The 16508-nt window shown below is 47.0% G+C and carries 13 protein-coding genes; 1 reads left to right on the top strand and 12 read right to left on the bottom strand.

What is annotated here, in order from left to right:
- Window positions 1–3 precede the first annotated feature (3 nt).
- From CJU60_RS02090 to CJU60_RS02055, 8 genes are all read right to left on the bottom strand, one after another.
- Entirely contained in the window at window positions 4–1731 is a 1728-nt protein-coding gene (locus CJU60_RS02090; protein ID WP_095712801.1) for an ABC transporter ATP-binding protein, read from the bottom strand.
- Window positions 1732–1819: 88 nt separating this feature from the next.
- The gene (cls, locus tag CJU60_RS02085) at window positions 1820–3322 is read right to left on the bottom strand and encodes a cardiolipin synthase (RefSeq protein ID WP_095712800.1); all 1503 of its coding nucleotides are present in this window, start codon (window positions 3320–3322) and stop codon (window positions 1820–1822) included.
- Between the two features lie 104 nt (window positions 3323–3426).
- Window positions 3427–4056, bottom strand: a complete 630-nt coding sequence (locus CJU60_RS02080) for a YitT family protein (protein ID WP_095712799.1) — start codon at window positions 4054–4056, stop codon at window positions 3427–3429.
- Between the two features lie 165 nt (window positions 4057–4221).
- Entirely contained in the window at window positions 4222–4914 is a 693-nt protein-coding gene (narI, locus tag CJU60_RS02075) for a respiratory nitrate reductase subunit gamma (RefSeq protein ID WP_059292339.1), read from the bottom strand.
- The gene (gene narJ, locus CJU60_RS02070; RefSeq protein WP_095712798.1) at window positions 4911–5465 is read right to left on the bottom strand and encodes a nitrate reductase molybdenum cofactor assembly chaperone; all 555 of its coding nucleotides are present in this window, start codon (window positions 5463–5465) and stop codon (window positions 4911–4913) included. The genes narI and narJ overlap by 4 nt, the downstream gene beginning before the upstream one ends.
- Window positions 5466–5490: 25 nt before the next feature.
- Window positions 5491–6954, bottom strand: coding sequence for a nitrate reductase subunit beta (gene narH / locus CJU60_RS02065; protein WP_024123204.1), 1464 nt, complete (start codon window positions 6952–6954; stop codon window positions 5491–5493).
- Window positions 6944–10630, bottom strand: a complete 3687-nt coding sequence (locus CJU60_RS02060) for a nitrate reductase subunit alpha (RefSeq protein WP_095712797.1) — start codon at window positions 10628–10630, stop codon at window positions 6944–6946. The genes narH and CJU60_RS02060 overlap by 11 nt, the downstream gene beginning before the upstream one ends.
- 155 nt (window positions 10631–10785) lie before the next feature.
- Complete coding sequence (locus CJU60_RS02055; protein ID WP_024123206.1) at window positions 10786–11262, bottom strand: cyclic nucleotide-binding domain-containing protein; 477 nt, start codon at window positions 11260–11262, stop codon at window positions 10786–10788.
- A gap of 142 nt (window positions 11263–11404) precedes the next feature.
- Here CJU60_RS02055 and CJU60_RS02050 point away from each other — a divergent pair, with 142 nt between their 5' ends.
- Complete coding sequence (locus tag CJU60_RS02050; protein WP_095712796.1) at window positions 11405–12124, top strand: YwiC-like family protein; 720 nt, start codon at window positions 11405–11407, stop codon at window positions 12122–12124.
- Window positions 12125–12156: 32 nt separating this feature from the next.
- On the opposite strand, the gene CJU60_RS02045 is transcribed toward CJU60_RS02050, so the two are convergent.
- The 4 genes from CJU60_RS02045 to CJU60_RS02030 all read right to left on the bottom strand — a co-directional run bounded on the left by CJU60_RS02045 (window position 12157) and on the right by CJU60_RS02030 (window position 16400).
- On the bottom strand, window positions 12157–12873 hold the full coding sequence (locus CJU60_RS02045; protein WP_095712795.1) for a fumarate/nitrate reduction transcriptional regulator Fnr: 717 nt from the start codon (window positions 12871–12873) through the stop codon (window positions 12157–12159).
- 110 nt (window positions 12874–12983) lie between these two features.
- The gene (locus CJU60_RS02040) at window positions 12984–14171 is read right to left on the bottom strand and encodes a nitrate/nitrite transporter (protein ID WP_095712794.1); all 1188 of its coding nucleotides are present in this window, start codon (window positions 14169–14171) and stop codon (window positions 12984–12986) included.
- Window positions 14172–14304: 133 nt separating this feature from the next.
- Complete coding sequence (argS, locus tag CJU60_RS02035) at window positions 14305–15975, bottom strand: arginine--tRNA ligase (RefSeq protein WP_024123210.1); 1671 nt, start codon at window positions 15973–15975, stop codon at window positions 14305–14307.
- Complete coding sequence (locus CJU60_RS02030) at window positions 15972–16400, bottom strand: YwiB family protein (protein WP_024123211.1); 429 nt, start codon at window positions 16398–16400, stop codon at window positions 15972–15974. The genes argS and CJU60_RS02030 overlap by 4 nt, the downstream gene beginning before the upstream one ends.
- Between the last annotated feature and the right edge of the window lie 108 nt (window positions 16401–16508).

Here is a 16508-nt window from a genome sequence, read left to right as displayed (position 1 = left end):
CTCCTATTGCTGCACCATCTCTCCGAACTGTGCATGATGCAGTCTGCTGTAAATACCGCCGGCTTCGATCAGTTCCTGATGCCGCCCTTGTTCCTCGATACCGTTTTTTGTCACGACGACAATTCTGTCCGCGTGTTTGATCGTCGCCAGTCTGTGGGCGATCACCAGCGTCGTGCGCCCCTCCGACAATTCTTGAAGCGCCTTTTGGATCGCCGCTTCTGTTTCCGTATCAAGGGCGGAAGTTGCCTCGTCCAGAATCAGGATAGATGGATTTTTCAAGAACATCCTCGCAATTGAAAGGCGCTGCTTTTGCCCGCCGGAAAGTTTTACGCCGCGTTCTCCGATGACAGTGTCCAATCCATCCGGCATGTTATTGACGAGTTCTTCCAAGTGAGCCTGCTTCACAGCCTGCCAGATTTCCTCTTCCGATGCGTCCAAACGGCCATATGCAATATTCTCTCTCAGTGTGCCCGAGAATAAGAAAACATCCTGCTGCACAACGCCAATCTGCCCGCGCAAAGAAGACAGCGTCATGTCTTTAGTGCTGATGCCGTCAATGGTAATGTCGCCTTCTGACGCTTCATAAAAGCGCGGAAGCAGACTGCAAAGTGTTGATTTCCCCGCTCCGGACGGACCGACAAACGCTACCGTTTCCCCCGCCCGAATGGTCAGGTTAATGTCATGAAGGACATGTTGATTCTCATCATAGCCAAACGAAACATGCTGATAGCGGATATCACCTTTCAGTCCGGAAACGTCTCTCGCCTCAGGAGAATCCTGAATATCCGGCTCCGTCTCCATCAGTTCCATGTAGCTTTTAAAGCCGGCAATTCCCCGCGGATACATTTCAATAATGGCGTTAATTTTGTCAATCGGCCGAAACAGGACATTCGTTAATAGCACAAACGCCACAAATTCTCCGTATGACAAGGAGCCTCGGATGACAAACCACGTACCGCACAAGAGGACAAACAGCGTGACAAACCGTGTCAGCATATAGCTGATGGAGCCGTTTTTCGCCATGATTTTATATGATGACAGCTTAGTGATGCGGAATCGCTGATTGTTGACAGCAAAGCGCTCTTTTTCAAACGATTCATTGCCGAACGCCTGAACGAGCCGGATGCCGCCGATATTATTTTCTACCCGCGCACTGAAGTCTCCGATATCCTTGTTCAGCGTCGTAAACGCTTTGGTCATTTTTTTATTGAAGTAAAGCGCAAGCCAAATGACAATCGGCATGATAATAAACGTCAGCAATGCCAGCTGCCAGTTGATAAACAGCATAACCCCGAACGCCCCGAGAATCGTCATAATGGCGATGAACAAATCTTCTGGACCGTGATGGGCGACTTCGCCGATGTACATTAAGTCGTTCGTCAGCTTCGACATTAACGTTCCCGTCTTGTTGTTGTCGTAAAATTTGAAGGACAGCTTTTGCAGATGGTCAAATAGCGACTTTCTCATATCGGTTTCAATATTGATTCCGAGCATATGCCCCCAATACGTGACGACATATTGAAGAGCCGAGCTGAGCGCGTAAACCGCGAACAATCCGATTGAGGTCGCGATGATCAGGCCCCAGTCTCTCCCCGGAAGCAAGGTATCAATAAAATAATTGACGATTAAAGGAAAACTCAGCTCCATTAAGCCTCCTGCGATCGCCGAGAAAAAGTCGAGAAAGAACAATGTTTTATATGGTTTATAATACGCAAAAAATTGCCGCAGCACCCTATCTTCCCCCAATGCATTAATAACTGATAAGATTTCTCAATTATACTATACACTGGCTGTTTTGAAAGACAGTATTTCTTTTTTCTTACAGAACACTTGAAAAGAGACGGGCAACTGATTCCTTTGTCCGGTCGGCCATTCCTCTTTTATAAAAGCCGACAGGGCTAAGCTTCTCACTTTCCAGCATATCCTCTTCGAAATGGTCTTCCAAGGTGCGGATCGCTTCGGCATCCGTGAAAAAAACGTTCACTTCAAAATTGAGCTGAAAGCTGCGCATATCCATGTTTGCGGTTCCGACTGAGGCGAGATCGCCGTCAATGATTATCACTTTTTGATGCATGAAGCCTTTTTGATAGGAATACACCTCAATCCCTTCTAGAAGCAGCTCAGGGAAATACGATCTCGACGCGTATTGCGTTAAAAAGCTGTCATTCGTCTCCGGCACCATAATCCGCACCTGAACCCCTTTTGTCGCCGCGGCTTTCAAAGCCGTGCGGATGGATTCATTCGGGACAAAATAAGGCGTGGCGATCCACACAGATTTCTGCGCTGTAGAAATCATTTCATAGTAGAGGTCACTCATGCTTTCCTTCATGTCAGGCCCTGTCGCGACAATTTGATAAATGCCTCCTCCCTCCACGGGGACTGGCGTATTGTATTCTTTTTGATCAATTAACACTTCATTAGAGACATATTCCCAATCCAGCATAAAGATGGCGTGAAGCGTTTGCACAATTTCTCCTTCCAGCCGCAGATGAGTGTCTCTCCAAAAACCGATAATCGGGTCTCGGCTGATATATTCCTTCCCGACGTTCAATCCGCCGACAAAGCCGATTTTCCCGTCTATGATCACGATTTTACGGTGATTTCGAAAATTCAATTTCTGATTGAAGAACCCGTATTTCAGCGGAGAAAAAGGAACGATGTCCACGCCCGCTTTTTTCATTTTCATAATATCTCTTCCTGCCAATTTGATGCTGCCCGCAGCGTCATATAAAAACCGCACCTCGACACCCTGACGCGCCTTTTCCATCATAATCTCCATCATGCCGCGGCCAAGCATGTCCGATTTGAACATGTAGTATTCGATATGCAGATAAGATTCCGCTTTCCGCATTGCTTTGAAAATATCAGGAAAGGTTTCTTCCCCGTTTTTCAAAACCTTCACCTTGCTTTTCGTGTTGATATTCATATGTGAAGCCCTGATGGAATAGGTAAAAAATCTTTCTTGATTGTCCTTCAATCCGGTTACTTCAGGCGTTTCCTCCATGTCAAACTGCTTTCGAAGCTTCTCCCTGTTGTACATTCGTTTTGTTTTAAACAGCTTTCCTTTTACATACAGCTGTCCGGAAAACAGATAAAACATGTAGCCCGCGATCGGAAAAAAGACTAGAATATGTATCCATAACAGCGTGTGCTGTGACGTTCGATTTTCAAGGATTAACGAATAAATGCTGAACAAAATAATGCCCGCATAGCAAAGCAATCCTCCGTAAAACTCAAGCCTGGAAACCGGAAAAACCCATATGACGTATGCCCCGATGAGCATGATATATAAAAAGAAAAACTCCAGTCTCCTTTTCAGCATTTGTCCCCTCTCCATTCCGATCCGATTACCTTCGTATTTCCTCTTATTTCTAACCTTTAAACCTTTCTATGAAAAAAGCCTCTCCGCGCACGGGGCGGAAAGGCTTACGAGGAGGCTTCCTGTGATTGGCCGGAAGTAAAGTTCTTAAGCAAATCTGGCTTCAGCGAGTAGCTGCTTTTGATTTTATGCTTAAAGAAGCCGACAGCCAATCCCGTGATGGCAATGGACAGGATGGAGCAGAGGCCTTTTTGCACACCGACGGAAAAAATGCCGGCCAGCACAACGGCGAAATCGAAGGCGAAATTAACCGTTCCCGGATTCCACCCGTATCGCTTTTGCATAAATAAAGCGAGAATATTGGCGCCGCCAAGGGATGCCTGGTGATAAAACATGAGCGACAGGCCGAACCCGATCAATGCTCCGCCGCAAATCGCGCCGGCAAACGGGGAAAAAGAGACGGGCGGAAGCCAGTGATCAGCGCTTGTAAAAAGAGTCAGTGCTGTTACTGCAAATATGGTGGATAAAGTGAAGCTGGCACCCATTCTGATAAAAGAGAAGACATAAAACGGGATATTAACCAGAAAGAAGATCATAGCAAACGAGGAATGAAACACGTATGTCAGGCTTAGAGAAAGGCCGGCTGTGCCGCCGGTTAACACATGAGAATGTCTGAGCGTCAGAACCCCGGCGCTAGTGATGAGGCAGGCAGTTAAAATGAGGAACATCCGTTTCATTCTTCACTCTCCTTTTTCGAATATATTGTTATTTCCAAATACAAAAATATCAGTATTCCTTGCCGCCAAGCAATTGTCTTGTAAGAAAATATCTTAGGTTTTTATTTTTTCCTATAATGTGAAGAGAAGATGAGAAATCCCCCTTTTTGGCAAAGGGGGATGTTTTTACGGATGCTGTATGTGCTGTTTCGAACGCTTGCGATACACGACATAGCTGCGGGTCAGGTATTTGAGCGGCAGGCTGAACACGTGAACCAATCTCGTAAATGGCCACATGATAAAAATGACGTATCCCATGAGAATATGAAGCTTAAACCATAGCGGAACACTCTCCATTAAAGAAGCGTCCGGCCTCAACAAAAAGATCTGCCTGAACCACGGCCCGACGGTTGTCCGGTAATCGAATCCTTTCGAATCAACGTTGAGAAATGTGGCTGCAACGCCCGAGACCATCACAAACAGCAGCAAAAACAGCGTGAGAAAATCGGAGGGCGAGCTGGTTTTGCGGATTCTTTTGTCAAACAGCCTTCTGTATGTCAGGATGAAAAGTCCAATTACTGCAGCAATTCCCGCCGGCAAGCCGACGCCAATCGCCATTTTGTGATACACGTGTTCTGTGATGCCGATTGCACGATATACACCTTCGGGGATGAGAATGCCCATAACGTGTCCGCCGATAACAAACAGCATCCCCCAATGAAAGAGCGTGCTGCCCGCCGCAAGCTTTTTCTTTTCTAACAGTTCGCTTGATTTGGCGGTCCAGCCAAACTGGTCGTGCTGATAGCGGTAAATATGCCCGCCGATAAATATCGTCAATACCATATACGGCATGATGACCCACAGGATCTGCCCGCTCATGTCCGAACAGCTCCTTCGCTGCTTTCACACAAGCCGATTTCCTCAAGCGCGGTAAGCAGTGCATCCAGCAGTACGGCATATAAACTTTGGTTTTGATCTAAACGGGATGTCAGCTCCCGCAAATTAGACAGATACTTCTCAAATATGCTCTTGGCTTCCTTCATCTCCGCAATGGCGGCGAATTCCAGCATAAGCGGCAGGTAATCAGGAAGCTCTTTGTCTGTCGGGAGGAAACCGGATTGCTCATAAGTGTTCTTTAACTGCAGCAATTCAATGCCGCGTTCCCTTTGCTCGCCTGAGTTAAAGTAGGTGACATACATATTCGTTTTTTTCCCGAAGTCAAACGTGTATACATAATGTTCAATCAGGGCCTGCGGGGAAAAACATGCTGATGACTTTACAAAGTGAAGCAGTTTCTCCCGGATATGCTGATTTTCGATTTCATTGATCAGATCTTCCCATTCGGGATGTTCCGCTCTCCACTCTTCATCCGGATACGAAAGAAGATAGGAAAGAGCCGAGAATGTGATTTGCCGGTCTGTGGTGTTCATCGTGTTACACCTCATTTTTCTTTGGTTATATACAAGAGCCGGGACCGCCTGAAAATGATAAGCCGCAGCTCCCTTGTTCAGCGTATAAATCAGAAATGTCTTCACGGTGGCTGCTCGGAATCACAAATCGGTCATCGTATTTGGCGATCGCAAGCAGCCGATACATGTCTTCAATTTGCTGTTCTGTTAAGCCGACACTGGAGATCAGTGCCGGGTCGATGGATTTATTCGTCTGGACCGCTCTCATATACTGGCGCATGACAGACATTTTCTTTAATGTGGACCGAATATGATTTGTATCACCGGCCGTTAATAGCTGCGCCAAATAGTCAATCGGAATCCTCATTTGGTCGATAGCCGGAAAAATGTCTTCCGCTGTTTGCCGGCTTCCCTCTCCTTCAAAGAGATTCATGATCGGACTCAAAGGAGGAATGTACCAAACCATCGGCAATGTCCGATATTCCGGATGAAGCGGCAGGGCGATTTTCCAGTCGATGATCATCTTATAAATGGGCGATTGCTGTGCAGCCTCTATCCATTCTGTCGGGATGCCCTGTTCTTTTGCTTGTTTAGCAACCTCGGGATCATTCGGATCAAGAAACACTTCTAATTGAGAATGATAGAGATCCTTTTCATTTTCTGCAGATGCCGCTTCCTCCACCTTATCCGCGTCATACAGCATGACGCCCAAATAACGGATTCTCCCCACACATGTCTCTGAACAGATGGTCGGCAGTCCCGCCTCCAAACGCGGAAAGCAGAGTGTGCATTTTTCCGCTTTGTTCGTTTGCCAGTTAAAATAGACTTTTTTATAAGGACAGGATGAAACACAGTATCTCCATGAACGGCAGGCATTTTGATCCACGAGCACAATGCCGTCTTCCTCGCGTTTATACATGGCGCCGGACGGGCAGGACGAGACACATGCCGGGTTGATGCAGTGCTCACAAATGCGCGGCAGATACATCATAAAAACCTCATCGAATTCTGTCTTGATCGATTCCTCCATCTTTTGCACGTTTGGATCTTCAAGCCCCGTAATGTGGCCGCCCGCCAGATCGTCCTCCCAGTTCGGCCCCCATTCAATATTCATGAAATCTCCTGTCAGCGACGATTTTGGCCGCGCTACGGGCTGATGTTTTTTCTGCGGACTGTTAGTCAGCGTTTCATAATCATAGTTCCAAGGCTCGTAGTAATCATCAATGGTTGGCTGATTCGGATTATAGAAAAGATTTGCAAGACGGTTGGTTTTCGGGCCTGATTTCAGCTCGAGCTTTCCTTTTTTTAAGGTCCAGCCGCCTTTATATTTGTCCTGATCCTCCCATTGCTTCGGATAGCCGATACCTGGCTTTGTTTCTACATTATTGAAATACATATATTCGGCACCGGAACGGTTTGTCCATGTGTTTTTGCAGGTCACGCTGCACGTGTGGCAGCCGATGCATTTATCTAAGTTCATGACCATTCCGATTTGCGCTTTAATCTTCAAGCCAATCGACCTCCTTCAGCTTGCGGATGACCACATTCAGATCGCGCTGATTCCCCGTAGGGCCATAGTAGTTAAAGCCGTAGCTGAGCTGGGCATAGCCGCCGATCATCTGTGTCGGCTTAACGTGAATCCTTGTCGGACTGTTATGGGTGCCTCCGCGGTTATTGGTCAGTTTTGTGCCGGGCACGTTGATGTGGCGGTCTTGGGCATGGTGCATAAACGCCATTCCTTTTGGTATCCGGTGAGACAGAACCGCTCTGGCTACGACAACACCATTTCGGTTAAAGCATTCAATCCAATCGTTGTCTTTGATATCCGTATCTGCCGCATCATCTTTATTCATCCATACTGTCGGCCCGCCGCGGAATAGCGTAAGCATCGGCAGGGAATCAAAATACATGCTGTGCACGGACCATTTATTATGCGGCGTTAAATAATTGAGAACGATTTCTTTGCCCTCTTGATCTGGCCGTTTGCTTAAGAAAGGGCGATGCTGGAGGATCGGTTTAAAGGTCGCCATCGTTTCCCCGAACTCCATCATCAGCTCATGATCGACATAATAGGATTGTCTGCCTGTCAGCGTACGCCAAGGGATTAATTTTTCCACATTTGTCGTAAACGGCGAATACCTGCGCCCGCCTTTTTCCGAGCCTGTAAATGCCGGAGATGTGATCACCGTTTTGGGCTGAGCCGTGATTTGTTCGAACGTAAAGCATTCTTCCTCCCGCTCTTCAGCCAGATCTTTCAGCTTCAGATTGGTGATATCTTCAAGTGATTCCCATGCTTTTACGGCAACTTTTCCATTCGACGTGGACGAAAGGGTTAAAACGGCTTCTGCCGCCTGCTTGGCCTCGCTTATATTCGGACATCCCTTTGCGACACTGTCTGAGGTGACTTCTCCCAGCCTTTTTTTGAGTGATTCGTATTCATCGGCAATCGACCAGCTCATGCCTTTTGTTCCGCTTGGTTTTAAGGCGGCGTTTGGGCCGAGCGCGGTCATTTTATGAAAGATTTGTTTGTAGTCCCTTTCAACGACTTGAATGTTCGGCATTGTTTTCCCCGGGACGGCTTCGCATTCGCCTTTGCTCCAGTCCTTGATTTTTCCGAGAGGCTGCGCCATTTCCTGCATCGTGTCATGGAGGAGCGGTGCGGCGACAGCTTCTTTTACCGCCTTCATATCAACTTCTTCCGCGAGATCGGAGACGGCTTTTGATAAAGCCTTGAAAATATCCCAGTCCGACTTCGATTCCCAAGGAGCCGAAATAGCCGGGGCAAAGGGGTGGATAAACGGATGCATATCAGTGCTGCTGAGATCGTGTTTTTCATACCATGTCGCCGCCGGAAGCACGATATCGGAATACAAGGCGGTACCGGCCATTCGGAAATCGAGATTGATTAACAAATCGAGCTTTCCTTCCGGTGCCTGCTCGCGCCACTTGATTTCTTCAGGACGGATACTGTCGCTGTCGTCATTCATCAAGCCGTTCGTCGTTCCCAAGAGATGCTTGAGAAAATATTCATGCCCTTTTCCCGAACTGGAGATCAGATTCGCCCTCCACACGAACAGGTTTCTCGGAAAATTCGCTTCATTGTCAGGATCTTCAATGGCAAATTTCAGTTTTTTCTCTTGAAGCTGGCGGGCCACATAGTCAGCAACGTCTTTTGTTGTCTTCGCTCCCGCTTTTTCAGCTTCTTTGTACAGGTCAATTCCGTTTTTATCAAATGTCGGATAAGACGGAAGCCACCCGAGTCTTGCCGCCAGCACATTGTAGTCGGCGTGATGCTTGTAGCGGGAGGATGCCGCGATCGGAGATGCTAAGTCACTGACCGGCTGATCCTCGTAGCGCCACTGGTCAGTCGCAAAATAGAAAAAGGAAGTGCCGTTTTGCAGCTTTGGCGCCCCCTCCCAATCCTTAGCGTTGGCGATCGTCTGCCAGCCTTCAGCAGGACGGAGTTTTTCCTGTCCCACATAATGAGCCCAGCCTCCGCCGTTTACGCCTTGGGCGCCTACCAGTAAAACAAGATTTAACACCGCCCGGTAGATCGTGTCTGAGTTGAACCAGTGGTTGATCCCCGCTCCTACGATAATCATGGACCGGCCCTCTGTATCGATCGCATTTTGAGCAAATTCCCTGGCAATGTTAATGACCATCTCTTTTTTGATCCCTGTCACCTGCTCCTGCCAGGCTGGCGTAAACGGCTCAGGATCGTCATACGAGCAGGCTGATTTTGCCCCGATCCCCCGATTCACGCCGTAGTTAGCCAAAATCAAGTCAAATACGGTTGTGACATACACATCCTCATTGTCCAGCGCCAGTTTTTTTATAGGCAGATCTCGCTCAAGCACTCTGTTCCCCTCATTTGAGAAATAAGGGATTCGAACCGTGCCGATTTCGTCCTCTATGCCGAGCACCGAAAGCCGGGGTTCAATCGATTCGCCTGTTTCTTCATCTATCATGTGCAGGTTCCATTTCTTTTGGCCGTCCCAGCGGGAGCCCATTGTTCCTTGCGGGATCGCGAATGCGCTTGTACGTTCATTCCACACCGCAGACTTCCACTGATCATGCTCTGTCTGCCGCCCGATGTCCTTTGCATGAAGAAAACGCCCGGCCGTATACACGCCATCCTCTTTAGTTAGAGTGACAAAGAACGGGAAATCCGTATATTGCTTTGCATACTCTTTGAAACGCTCTGTCTTCTGATTAACGTAAAACTCCTGCAGGATCACATGACCCATCGCCATCGCAAGCGCGCCGTCTGTTCCTTGGCGGATGCTCAGCCAGTCATCTGCAAATTTAGAGGATTCCGCGAAATCCGGGCTGATTGAGATGACCTTAGCGCCTTTATAGCGGGCTTCTGCCAAAAAATGCGCATCCGGCGTCCTCGTTAACGGCACATTGGAGCCCCATGTGATGATATAGCCTGAGTTGTACCAATCACTGCTTTCCGGGACGTCTGTCTGGTCGCCCCAGATTTGCGGGGATGCCGGGGGAAGATCCGCATACCAATCATAGAAACTGAGCATAGGGCCGCCAATCAAAGACATAAACCGCGAGCCTGACGCATGGCTGATCATAGACATAGCCGGAATCGGAGAAAACCCGATATTCCGGTCAGGGCCGTATGTTATAACCGTATACAGCAAAGAAGCAGAAATCAGCTTCAGCACCTCCGGCCATTCAGCGCGCACAAAGCCGCCCTTTCCCCGCGCCTGTTTATAGGACTTCGCTTTATCCGGATTTTCAACGATCGATTTCCATGCTTCCAAAGGGTTTTGATGAGCCTGCAATGCTTCCCGCCACAAATTGATCAGCACACTGCGCACGTACGGATATTTCACACGGAGCGGGCTGTAAATATACCATGAAAAACTGGCCCCCCGCGGACAGCCTCTCGGTTCGAAATCAGGCATATCCGGGCCTGTTGAAGGATAATTCAAATTTTGCCCTTCCCACGTGACGATGCCGTTTTTCACGTATATATTCCAGCTGCAGGACCCTGTGCAGTTGACACCGTGGGTGGAGCGGACGACCTTATCGTACTGCCATCTGTTTCTGTATACATTCTCCCAATCACGATCTTCATAGGTTGTTTGGCTATGTTTATTTGATTGATGCTCAATAGGAGAGAAATAGTTTAATCTCCTAAACAACGGACTCATTTTCTTTTTTTTCATGAATATTTCACTCCTTCCGAGTCAGGTATTCTAAATTCACTATATACAGAGGCAGGATGTTTCCTTGTGAACTATGTCACACACTCCCCTTTTTTCACAGAAAGTTCACATGAGGAAGAAGGAATGGAAATACCGAACAAAAAACCCGGTTCCTTTTAGGAATCGGGCTCAGCGTTTTCGTCCTGAGATCTATGCATGTATCGCAAAAACAGCTCATAAGAGAAAAAGACATTTTGCTGGAGCATCACCAGAAAATTCATTTGCAGCTGCGGATAATAGGACATGATTTTCTTTAATATGTAAAAAGGGATATTGAGCATAAGAATGTCTTCGGATGTTCGGACTGAAATGAATGGAGATAAGAACATCCCGCCTTTTTGATCAATGGGAAACACATCGCCTTTTTCCCACAGCGCCACGGTTTGCGACCCTTCAGGCAGCCTGCTGTCAATAAAACGAATACTGCCTTTTAATACAATATAAATGGATTGAGAATGGAGAAAAGATGGATCCTGATCACATGAACCGCGGATAAACGTCCCGTTATTCAGCAATGTTTCGACAATGGATAGAGGCACTTCATTAAACATAGGAAGTTGTTTCAAAAAAAATAAATAGTCACACTGATTCATAGGGAAGCCTCCTGTGCTAAGGATACCTTTAGTGTAGCCCGGCCGATCCATGACAGCAGTGATGTATTTCACAGTGATATGATGAATGTCACTTATTGGCGGTATTTTTGCTTTTATAATGAAACAAGAAAGGAGTGTTTCGATGAAGGCGCTTATTCCGAAGCAGCACGGCGCTTGGGCCATGCTGCTGATTCCGTTTTGCCTCGGTATGGTGAAGGGAGGAGCGGTTCTTTGGCATATCCCCCTATTTTTGGGCTGGCTTTTTCTTTATTTGGCTGTTTATCCTGTTACGCTGGCATTAAAAAAGAAACAAATCAAACCCTATCAAAAGTGGATAATTTTTTACAGTTTTCCAGCCTGCAGCTTTTTGCTTGCCGCCGTCATCCATAAGCCGTCTTTTATCTGGCTTGCCTTTTCTTTGCTGCCGCTGTTTCTCATTCATGTGTATTATGCCCGGCAAAAAAATGAACGAGCGCTGCTGAATGATTTTGCGGGCGTCTTATTCTTTTGTACAGGCGGACTCGCCAGCTGCTGGCTGGGGACGGAGACTCTTGACGGCTGGGCATGGTTTATTTTCGCACAATCTGCTTTGTTTTTTATCGGAAGTTCATTTTATGTGAAGTCGGTGATCCGGGAGAAGAATAATAGAGTATTTGCTTACTGGTCGTGGGGCTATCACCTGATCCTCCCCTTACTTTCCGCAGCTCTCGGAGGTGGATGGGCCGTTCTCGCCTTTATCCCCAGCAGTTTGCGTGCATGGTTTTTTCATGGAAAGAAGTGGCCTGTTCAAACGATCGGCATTCTTGAAATCGTCAATGCGAGCTTCTTTTTCGCCATCATGTGTATTTGGCTAACAAGATAAAAACAAGGACATATTGCTGTCCTTGTTTCCTCTTAATCAATATTACAAATCTCTAACGGGCAATTTTCGCACTCAATCTCACACCGTAAATAGTCCCGCTGATGCAGTACAATCTTTCCGGAATCCTCTATTGAAATAACCCCTTGTTTGCGGAGATCCCCCAGCATGCGGTTGACGCTCTCTCTTGCAGCCGCGCAAAATTTTGCCAAATCCTGGTTTGTCAGGGCAATGTTAATGAGAATGCCATCACTCCGGTTCACCCCATAGCTGTTTGACAAGCGGATGAGGGTGGAGTAGAGCGCCCCTTTTTTACCATGAAGAAGAAGGTCTCTGATTTTGGATTGAATTTTGCGCAAATGGGTGCTCATCCATTTCATAAATTCAAATGTCAAAGCACCGTTGTGGATAAGTTCCTTTTCAAGTCTGCTTTTATTGATGACGAGCACTTCGCCATCCTCCAGCACTTTTGCACTGAGCATATATCTCGGTTCTTCTGTGAAAAGTGTTAATTCACCGACAATATCATTTTTTTGACAGATTCTAAGCGTCAGGTCTTTGCCGTCAGCCGTCAGCTTCCCGATTTCAATGAGTCCTGACTGAATCAGATAAAGCTCTTCTGCATCCATTCCTTCTCGAAACATGTATGTGTGTTTTTCGATTTTTCTTTTTGTGCTGATGGATTCCAGCAATTGATGAAGATCACTGGAAATAAGATCCTTATCAGATGTTCGAACAGAGAGAAAGTTCATGAGCTCACCTCGAAGAAAAGTCACGTTGTGTATCTATTGTAACGTGAATTCATTTGCGCTTTTCAGAAAAAACTTACAATCTCGTGAATTCCCAAATCGCCGGCGGCCCGTCAGTTTACGCTGTGCCCGCTTCTCTCTGTGTGTGTTTTCATTCTTTCCTGCCAATACATCCATATGACAATGACAAAGCTTGCTAATGCGACTTCCGAAAGCGCCATAAATCCGATGGCGTATTGTCCCGTCGCCTGAAATACACTCGCCAGAATCAGCGGAGGGAAAAAGCCGCCTAATCCGCCCATGGCAGACACAACTCCGTTGGCGATTCCCGCCTGCTTAGAAAAATAGAAAGGAACCAGTTTAAAAACCGTCCCGTTTCCAATCCCGGAGCACACCGCAACCGTTAACGCCCCAAAGGCATAAATGCCGATCGTCGGCGAAAACGACAGGATGACGCCCGATAATGTCAGGCCGGCAAAGACAAACATCAGGATGCGGAGCGGACTCACTTTATCAGCCAGCCACCCGCCCGCCGGCCTGAGCAGCGTGGATACAGCAATAAAACCTGCCGTACGCAGCCCGGCATCCGCAGGACTCAGATCAAACTGCTCAACAAGAAAGTTTGGCAGATAGATTGTAAAAGCGACAAAGGCGCCAAACGTAATAAAATAAAAGAGACTCAGAAACCACAGCACATGATTTCGGTAAACGGCTTTGATTTGAGTTTTTACGGACACCTTCACTTTCTTCTCAAGCCGGTCACCGAAGAAAAAGTGCAGCAAAGCAAATAAAGCCAGCAGAACCATATACATTTGCACCGTACTTTTCCACCCCGCCGCTTGAGCAATCACGGGAGCTGCAAATGTAGTGATCGCGGTTCCGATATTCCCGGCACCGTAAATACCGTTTACAACGCCATGTTTTTCTTTAGGATAGTACTTCGGAAGAGATGTAACCCCAATGGAAAAAACGGCTCCCCCAATCCCTAAGAAAAAACCGCCCGCGATTAAATCAAACAGGGAATCTGCAATACTGATCCAAAATACAGGGAATAAAAGCAATATAAAGCTGATCATAAAAATGATCCGCGCGCCAAACCTGTTGGTCAAATATCCCAATGGAACGCGGAGAAGCGATCCTAATATAACGGGTATGGCCGTTACCAAGGAAATTTCGCCTTTGCTCAAATGAATATCTAATGTGATTTGGGAAATAAGTGACGAAATCAGCACCCAAACCATAAACCCTGCCACCAAGCTTAATGACTGCAGCGATAATTGAAAGTGTTGACGGTTAATCATTCGGCTTGCCCCTTTCACTGATTCAATAATCAGCCTTATCATACAAAAACTCGGCGAGGAAGATTGTGAACTATATCACACGATTTTTTAACAAAAAAGGACAAAGCCCTCTGGCTTTGTCCTTTCAGCTTGATTACATTTTTTCAGGAGCCGATACGCCGATCAATTGAAGCGCGTTGTTCAGCGTGATTTGCGTTGCTTTCATTAAAGCTAAGCGCGCACGGCTTTTCTCTTCGTTTTCAGGGTCGATGACTTTCTCCGCATTGTAGAAGCTGTGCAGAGCTGAAGCCAAGTCATAAATATAATTCGTCACACGGTGCGGAATTCGTTTTTCCGCCGCTTCCGCCACTGCCTCTGGGAAACCGCCGATTGTTTTCAGCAGATCATATTCTTTTTCTGATTGAATAGGGCTGAAATCAAGGTCTGCCGCCGGCTTAAGTCCTTGCTCTTCCCCTTGGCGAAGCATGCTGCAAATGCGGGCATGTGCGTATTGCGCATAATACACAGGGTTTTCGTTAGATGTTGATACAGCAAGATCCAAGTCAAAATCCATATGCGTATCAGCGCTGCGCATCGCGAAGAAATAACGCACGGCATCAAGGCCGACTTCGTCAATCAGGTCGCGCATCGTTACCGCTTTCCCCGTCCGTTTGCTCATTTTCATTTTCTCGCCGTTTTTGTAAAGGTGCACGAGCTGAATGATTTCTACTTCCAACGTTCCTTTTTCATAGCCAAGCGCTTCGATTGCCGCTTTCATACGCGGGATGTAGCCGTGGTGGTCGGCGCCCCATACGTTGACCAGCTTATCAAAGCCGCGGTCAAGCTTGTCCTTATGGTAGGCGATATCAGGAAGCAGGTATGTGTATGTGCCGTCCTTTTTGATCAGTACGCGGTCTTTGTCATCACCGAACGTTGTGGAACGGAACCAAGTCGCACCGTCTTCCTCATAGACATGGCCTTTCTCACGCAGCGCGTCCAGCGCCTTATCGATTTTTCCGTTTTGGTACAGTGATGTTTCAGAATACCACACGTCAAACGGCACGCGGAAGTTTTCCAAGTCTACGCGAAGCTTCTCCAGCTCGTATTTCAAACCGTACTCACGGAAAAATGCGAGGCGTTCGCTTTCTTCTTCGTTGACGAAACGGTCGCCGTATTCCTCAGCGAGACGCTTTCCGATTGAAATGATATCCTCACCGCGGTAGCCGTCCTCCGGCATCGGTTTTTCCAGTCCAAGCGCTTCAAAGTAACGGACTTCTACAGAAAGCGCCAGGTTGTTAATCTGGTTTCCAGCATCGTTAATGTAGTATTCGCGGCTCACATCGTAACCCGCTTTTGCAAGCACATTGCACAAGGAATCGCCGACAGCCGCACCGCGCGCGTGGCCTAAGTGAAGGTCCCCCGTCGGATTTGCAGATACGAATTCCACTTGAACGCGTTCGCCGTTTCCGATGTTTGTTTCTCCATACGCGTCTCCCGCTTCCAGTACAGACGGGATCAGCTTCGTTAAATATTGATTGTTCATATAGAAATTGATAAAACCAGGACCGGCGATATCAAGCTTTTCAATAGAAGCCTTTCCTTTATCAAAAGAAGCGACAATTTCCTCAGCGATTTGGCGCGGCGCTTTTTTCGCGATTCTTGCGAGCTGCATCGCCATATTTGTTGAATAATCGCCGTGTGTTTTATCCTTCGGTGTTTCTAAAATGACATTTGGAATCTGGCTTTCTTCAGCCAGTCCCGCTTTCAGAACGGCTGCTCTGATTTCTTCTTTCAGCACGTCCTTCATCTGTTCCGCAATGTTCATGCGTGAGTTCCTCCCTCATACGTGATCGTCATATTATGTAAATGCTGCTGCTCGTCTCCGACATGCATATCATATGCGATACTGATACGGCCTTGTTCTTCGCCGAGATCAGATTGAATCGATTTTGTACTCGTTTTCAGCTCAAGCTCACCAAATGACATTTTATATTTGGCGATTGTGGAAGCTCCAGTTACGAAACGCTGGTTCATTTTGACAGCGCCTGATCTCATGACAAGCACTTCGCCTTCGCTTACTTTTACAATCGTTTTCACTTTGCCTAAGTCGTGTTCTTCATAATAAGATAGATACACTTTATTCTGTTTCACATAGTAAAATCCGGTAGTGCGGAATTCGATCACTTCTTCGTTTCCGTCATCCTCGATCACAGATTTCACATGGATTGTTATCGGTGTCTCTTGCTTCATTCTGACACGTCCTTTTCATCTTTCCACTTTGACTTGAATAGTATAATCATTCGGTTTGTAAACTTCAACTGCTTCTATCTTACCATCATTGCTCATCAGATTTGAAGA

The sequence above is a fragment of the Bacillus sp. 7705b genome (assembly GCF_002289525.1).
Taxonomy (GTDB): Bacteria; Bacillota; Bacilli; order Bacillales; family Bacillaceae; genus Bacillus; species Bacillus halotolerans.
Note: the sequence above shows the minus strand (reverse complement) of the source record. Positions and strands in the feature narration are given on the sequence as shown.

Excerpts from the sequence above, each read along its gene's own strand:
- cls (WP_095712800.1), bottom strand. The coding sequence starts at position 3,322 with ATGCTGAAAAGGAGACTGGAGTTTTTCTTTTTATATATCATGCTCATC.
- CJU60_RS02080 (WP_095712799.1), bottom strand. The coding sequence starts at position 4,056 with ATGAAACGGATGTTCCTCATTTTAACTGCCTGCCTCATCACTAGCGCC.
- narI (WP_059292339.1), bottom strand. The coding sequence starts at position 4,914 with ATGAGCGGGCAGATCCTGTGGGTCATCATGCCGTATATGGTATTGACG.
- narJ (WP_095712798.1), bottom strand. The coding sequence starts at position 5,465 with ATGAACACCACAGACCGGCAAATCACATTCTCGGCTCTTTCCTATCTT.
- CJU60_RS02060 (WP_095712797.1), bottom strand. The coding sequence starts at position 10,630 with ATGAAAAAAAAGAAAATGAGTCCGTTGTTTAGGAGATTAAACTATTTC.
- CJU60_RS02055 (WP_024123206.1), bottom strand. The coding sequence starts at position 11,262 with ATGAATCAGTGTGACTATTTATTTTTTTTGAAACAACTTCCTATGTTT.
- CJU60_RS02050 (WP_095712796.1), top strand. The coding sequence starts at position 11,405 with ATGAAGGCGCTTATTCCGAAGCAGCACGGCGCTTGGGCCATGCTGCTG.
- CJU60_RS02045 (WP_095712795.1), bottom strand. The coding sequence starts at position 12,873 with ATGAACTTTCTCTCTGTTCGAACATCTGATAAGGATCTTATTTCCAGT.
- CJU60_RS02040 (WP_095712794.1), bottom strand. The coding sequence starts at position 14,171 with ATGATTAACCGTCAACACTTTCAATTATCGCTGCAGTCATTAAGCTTG.
- argS (WP_024123210.1), bottom strand. The coding sequence starts at position 15,975 with ATGAACATTGCGGAACAGATGAAGGACGTGCTGAAAGAAGAAATCAGA.
- CJU60_RS02030 (WP_024123211.1), bottom strand. The coding sequence starts at position 16,400 with ATGAAGCAAGAGACACCGATAACAATCCATGTGAAATCTGTGATCGAG.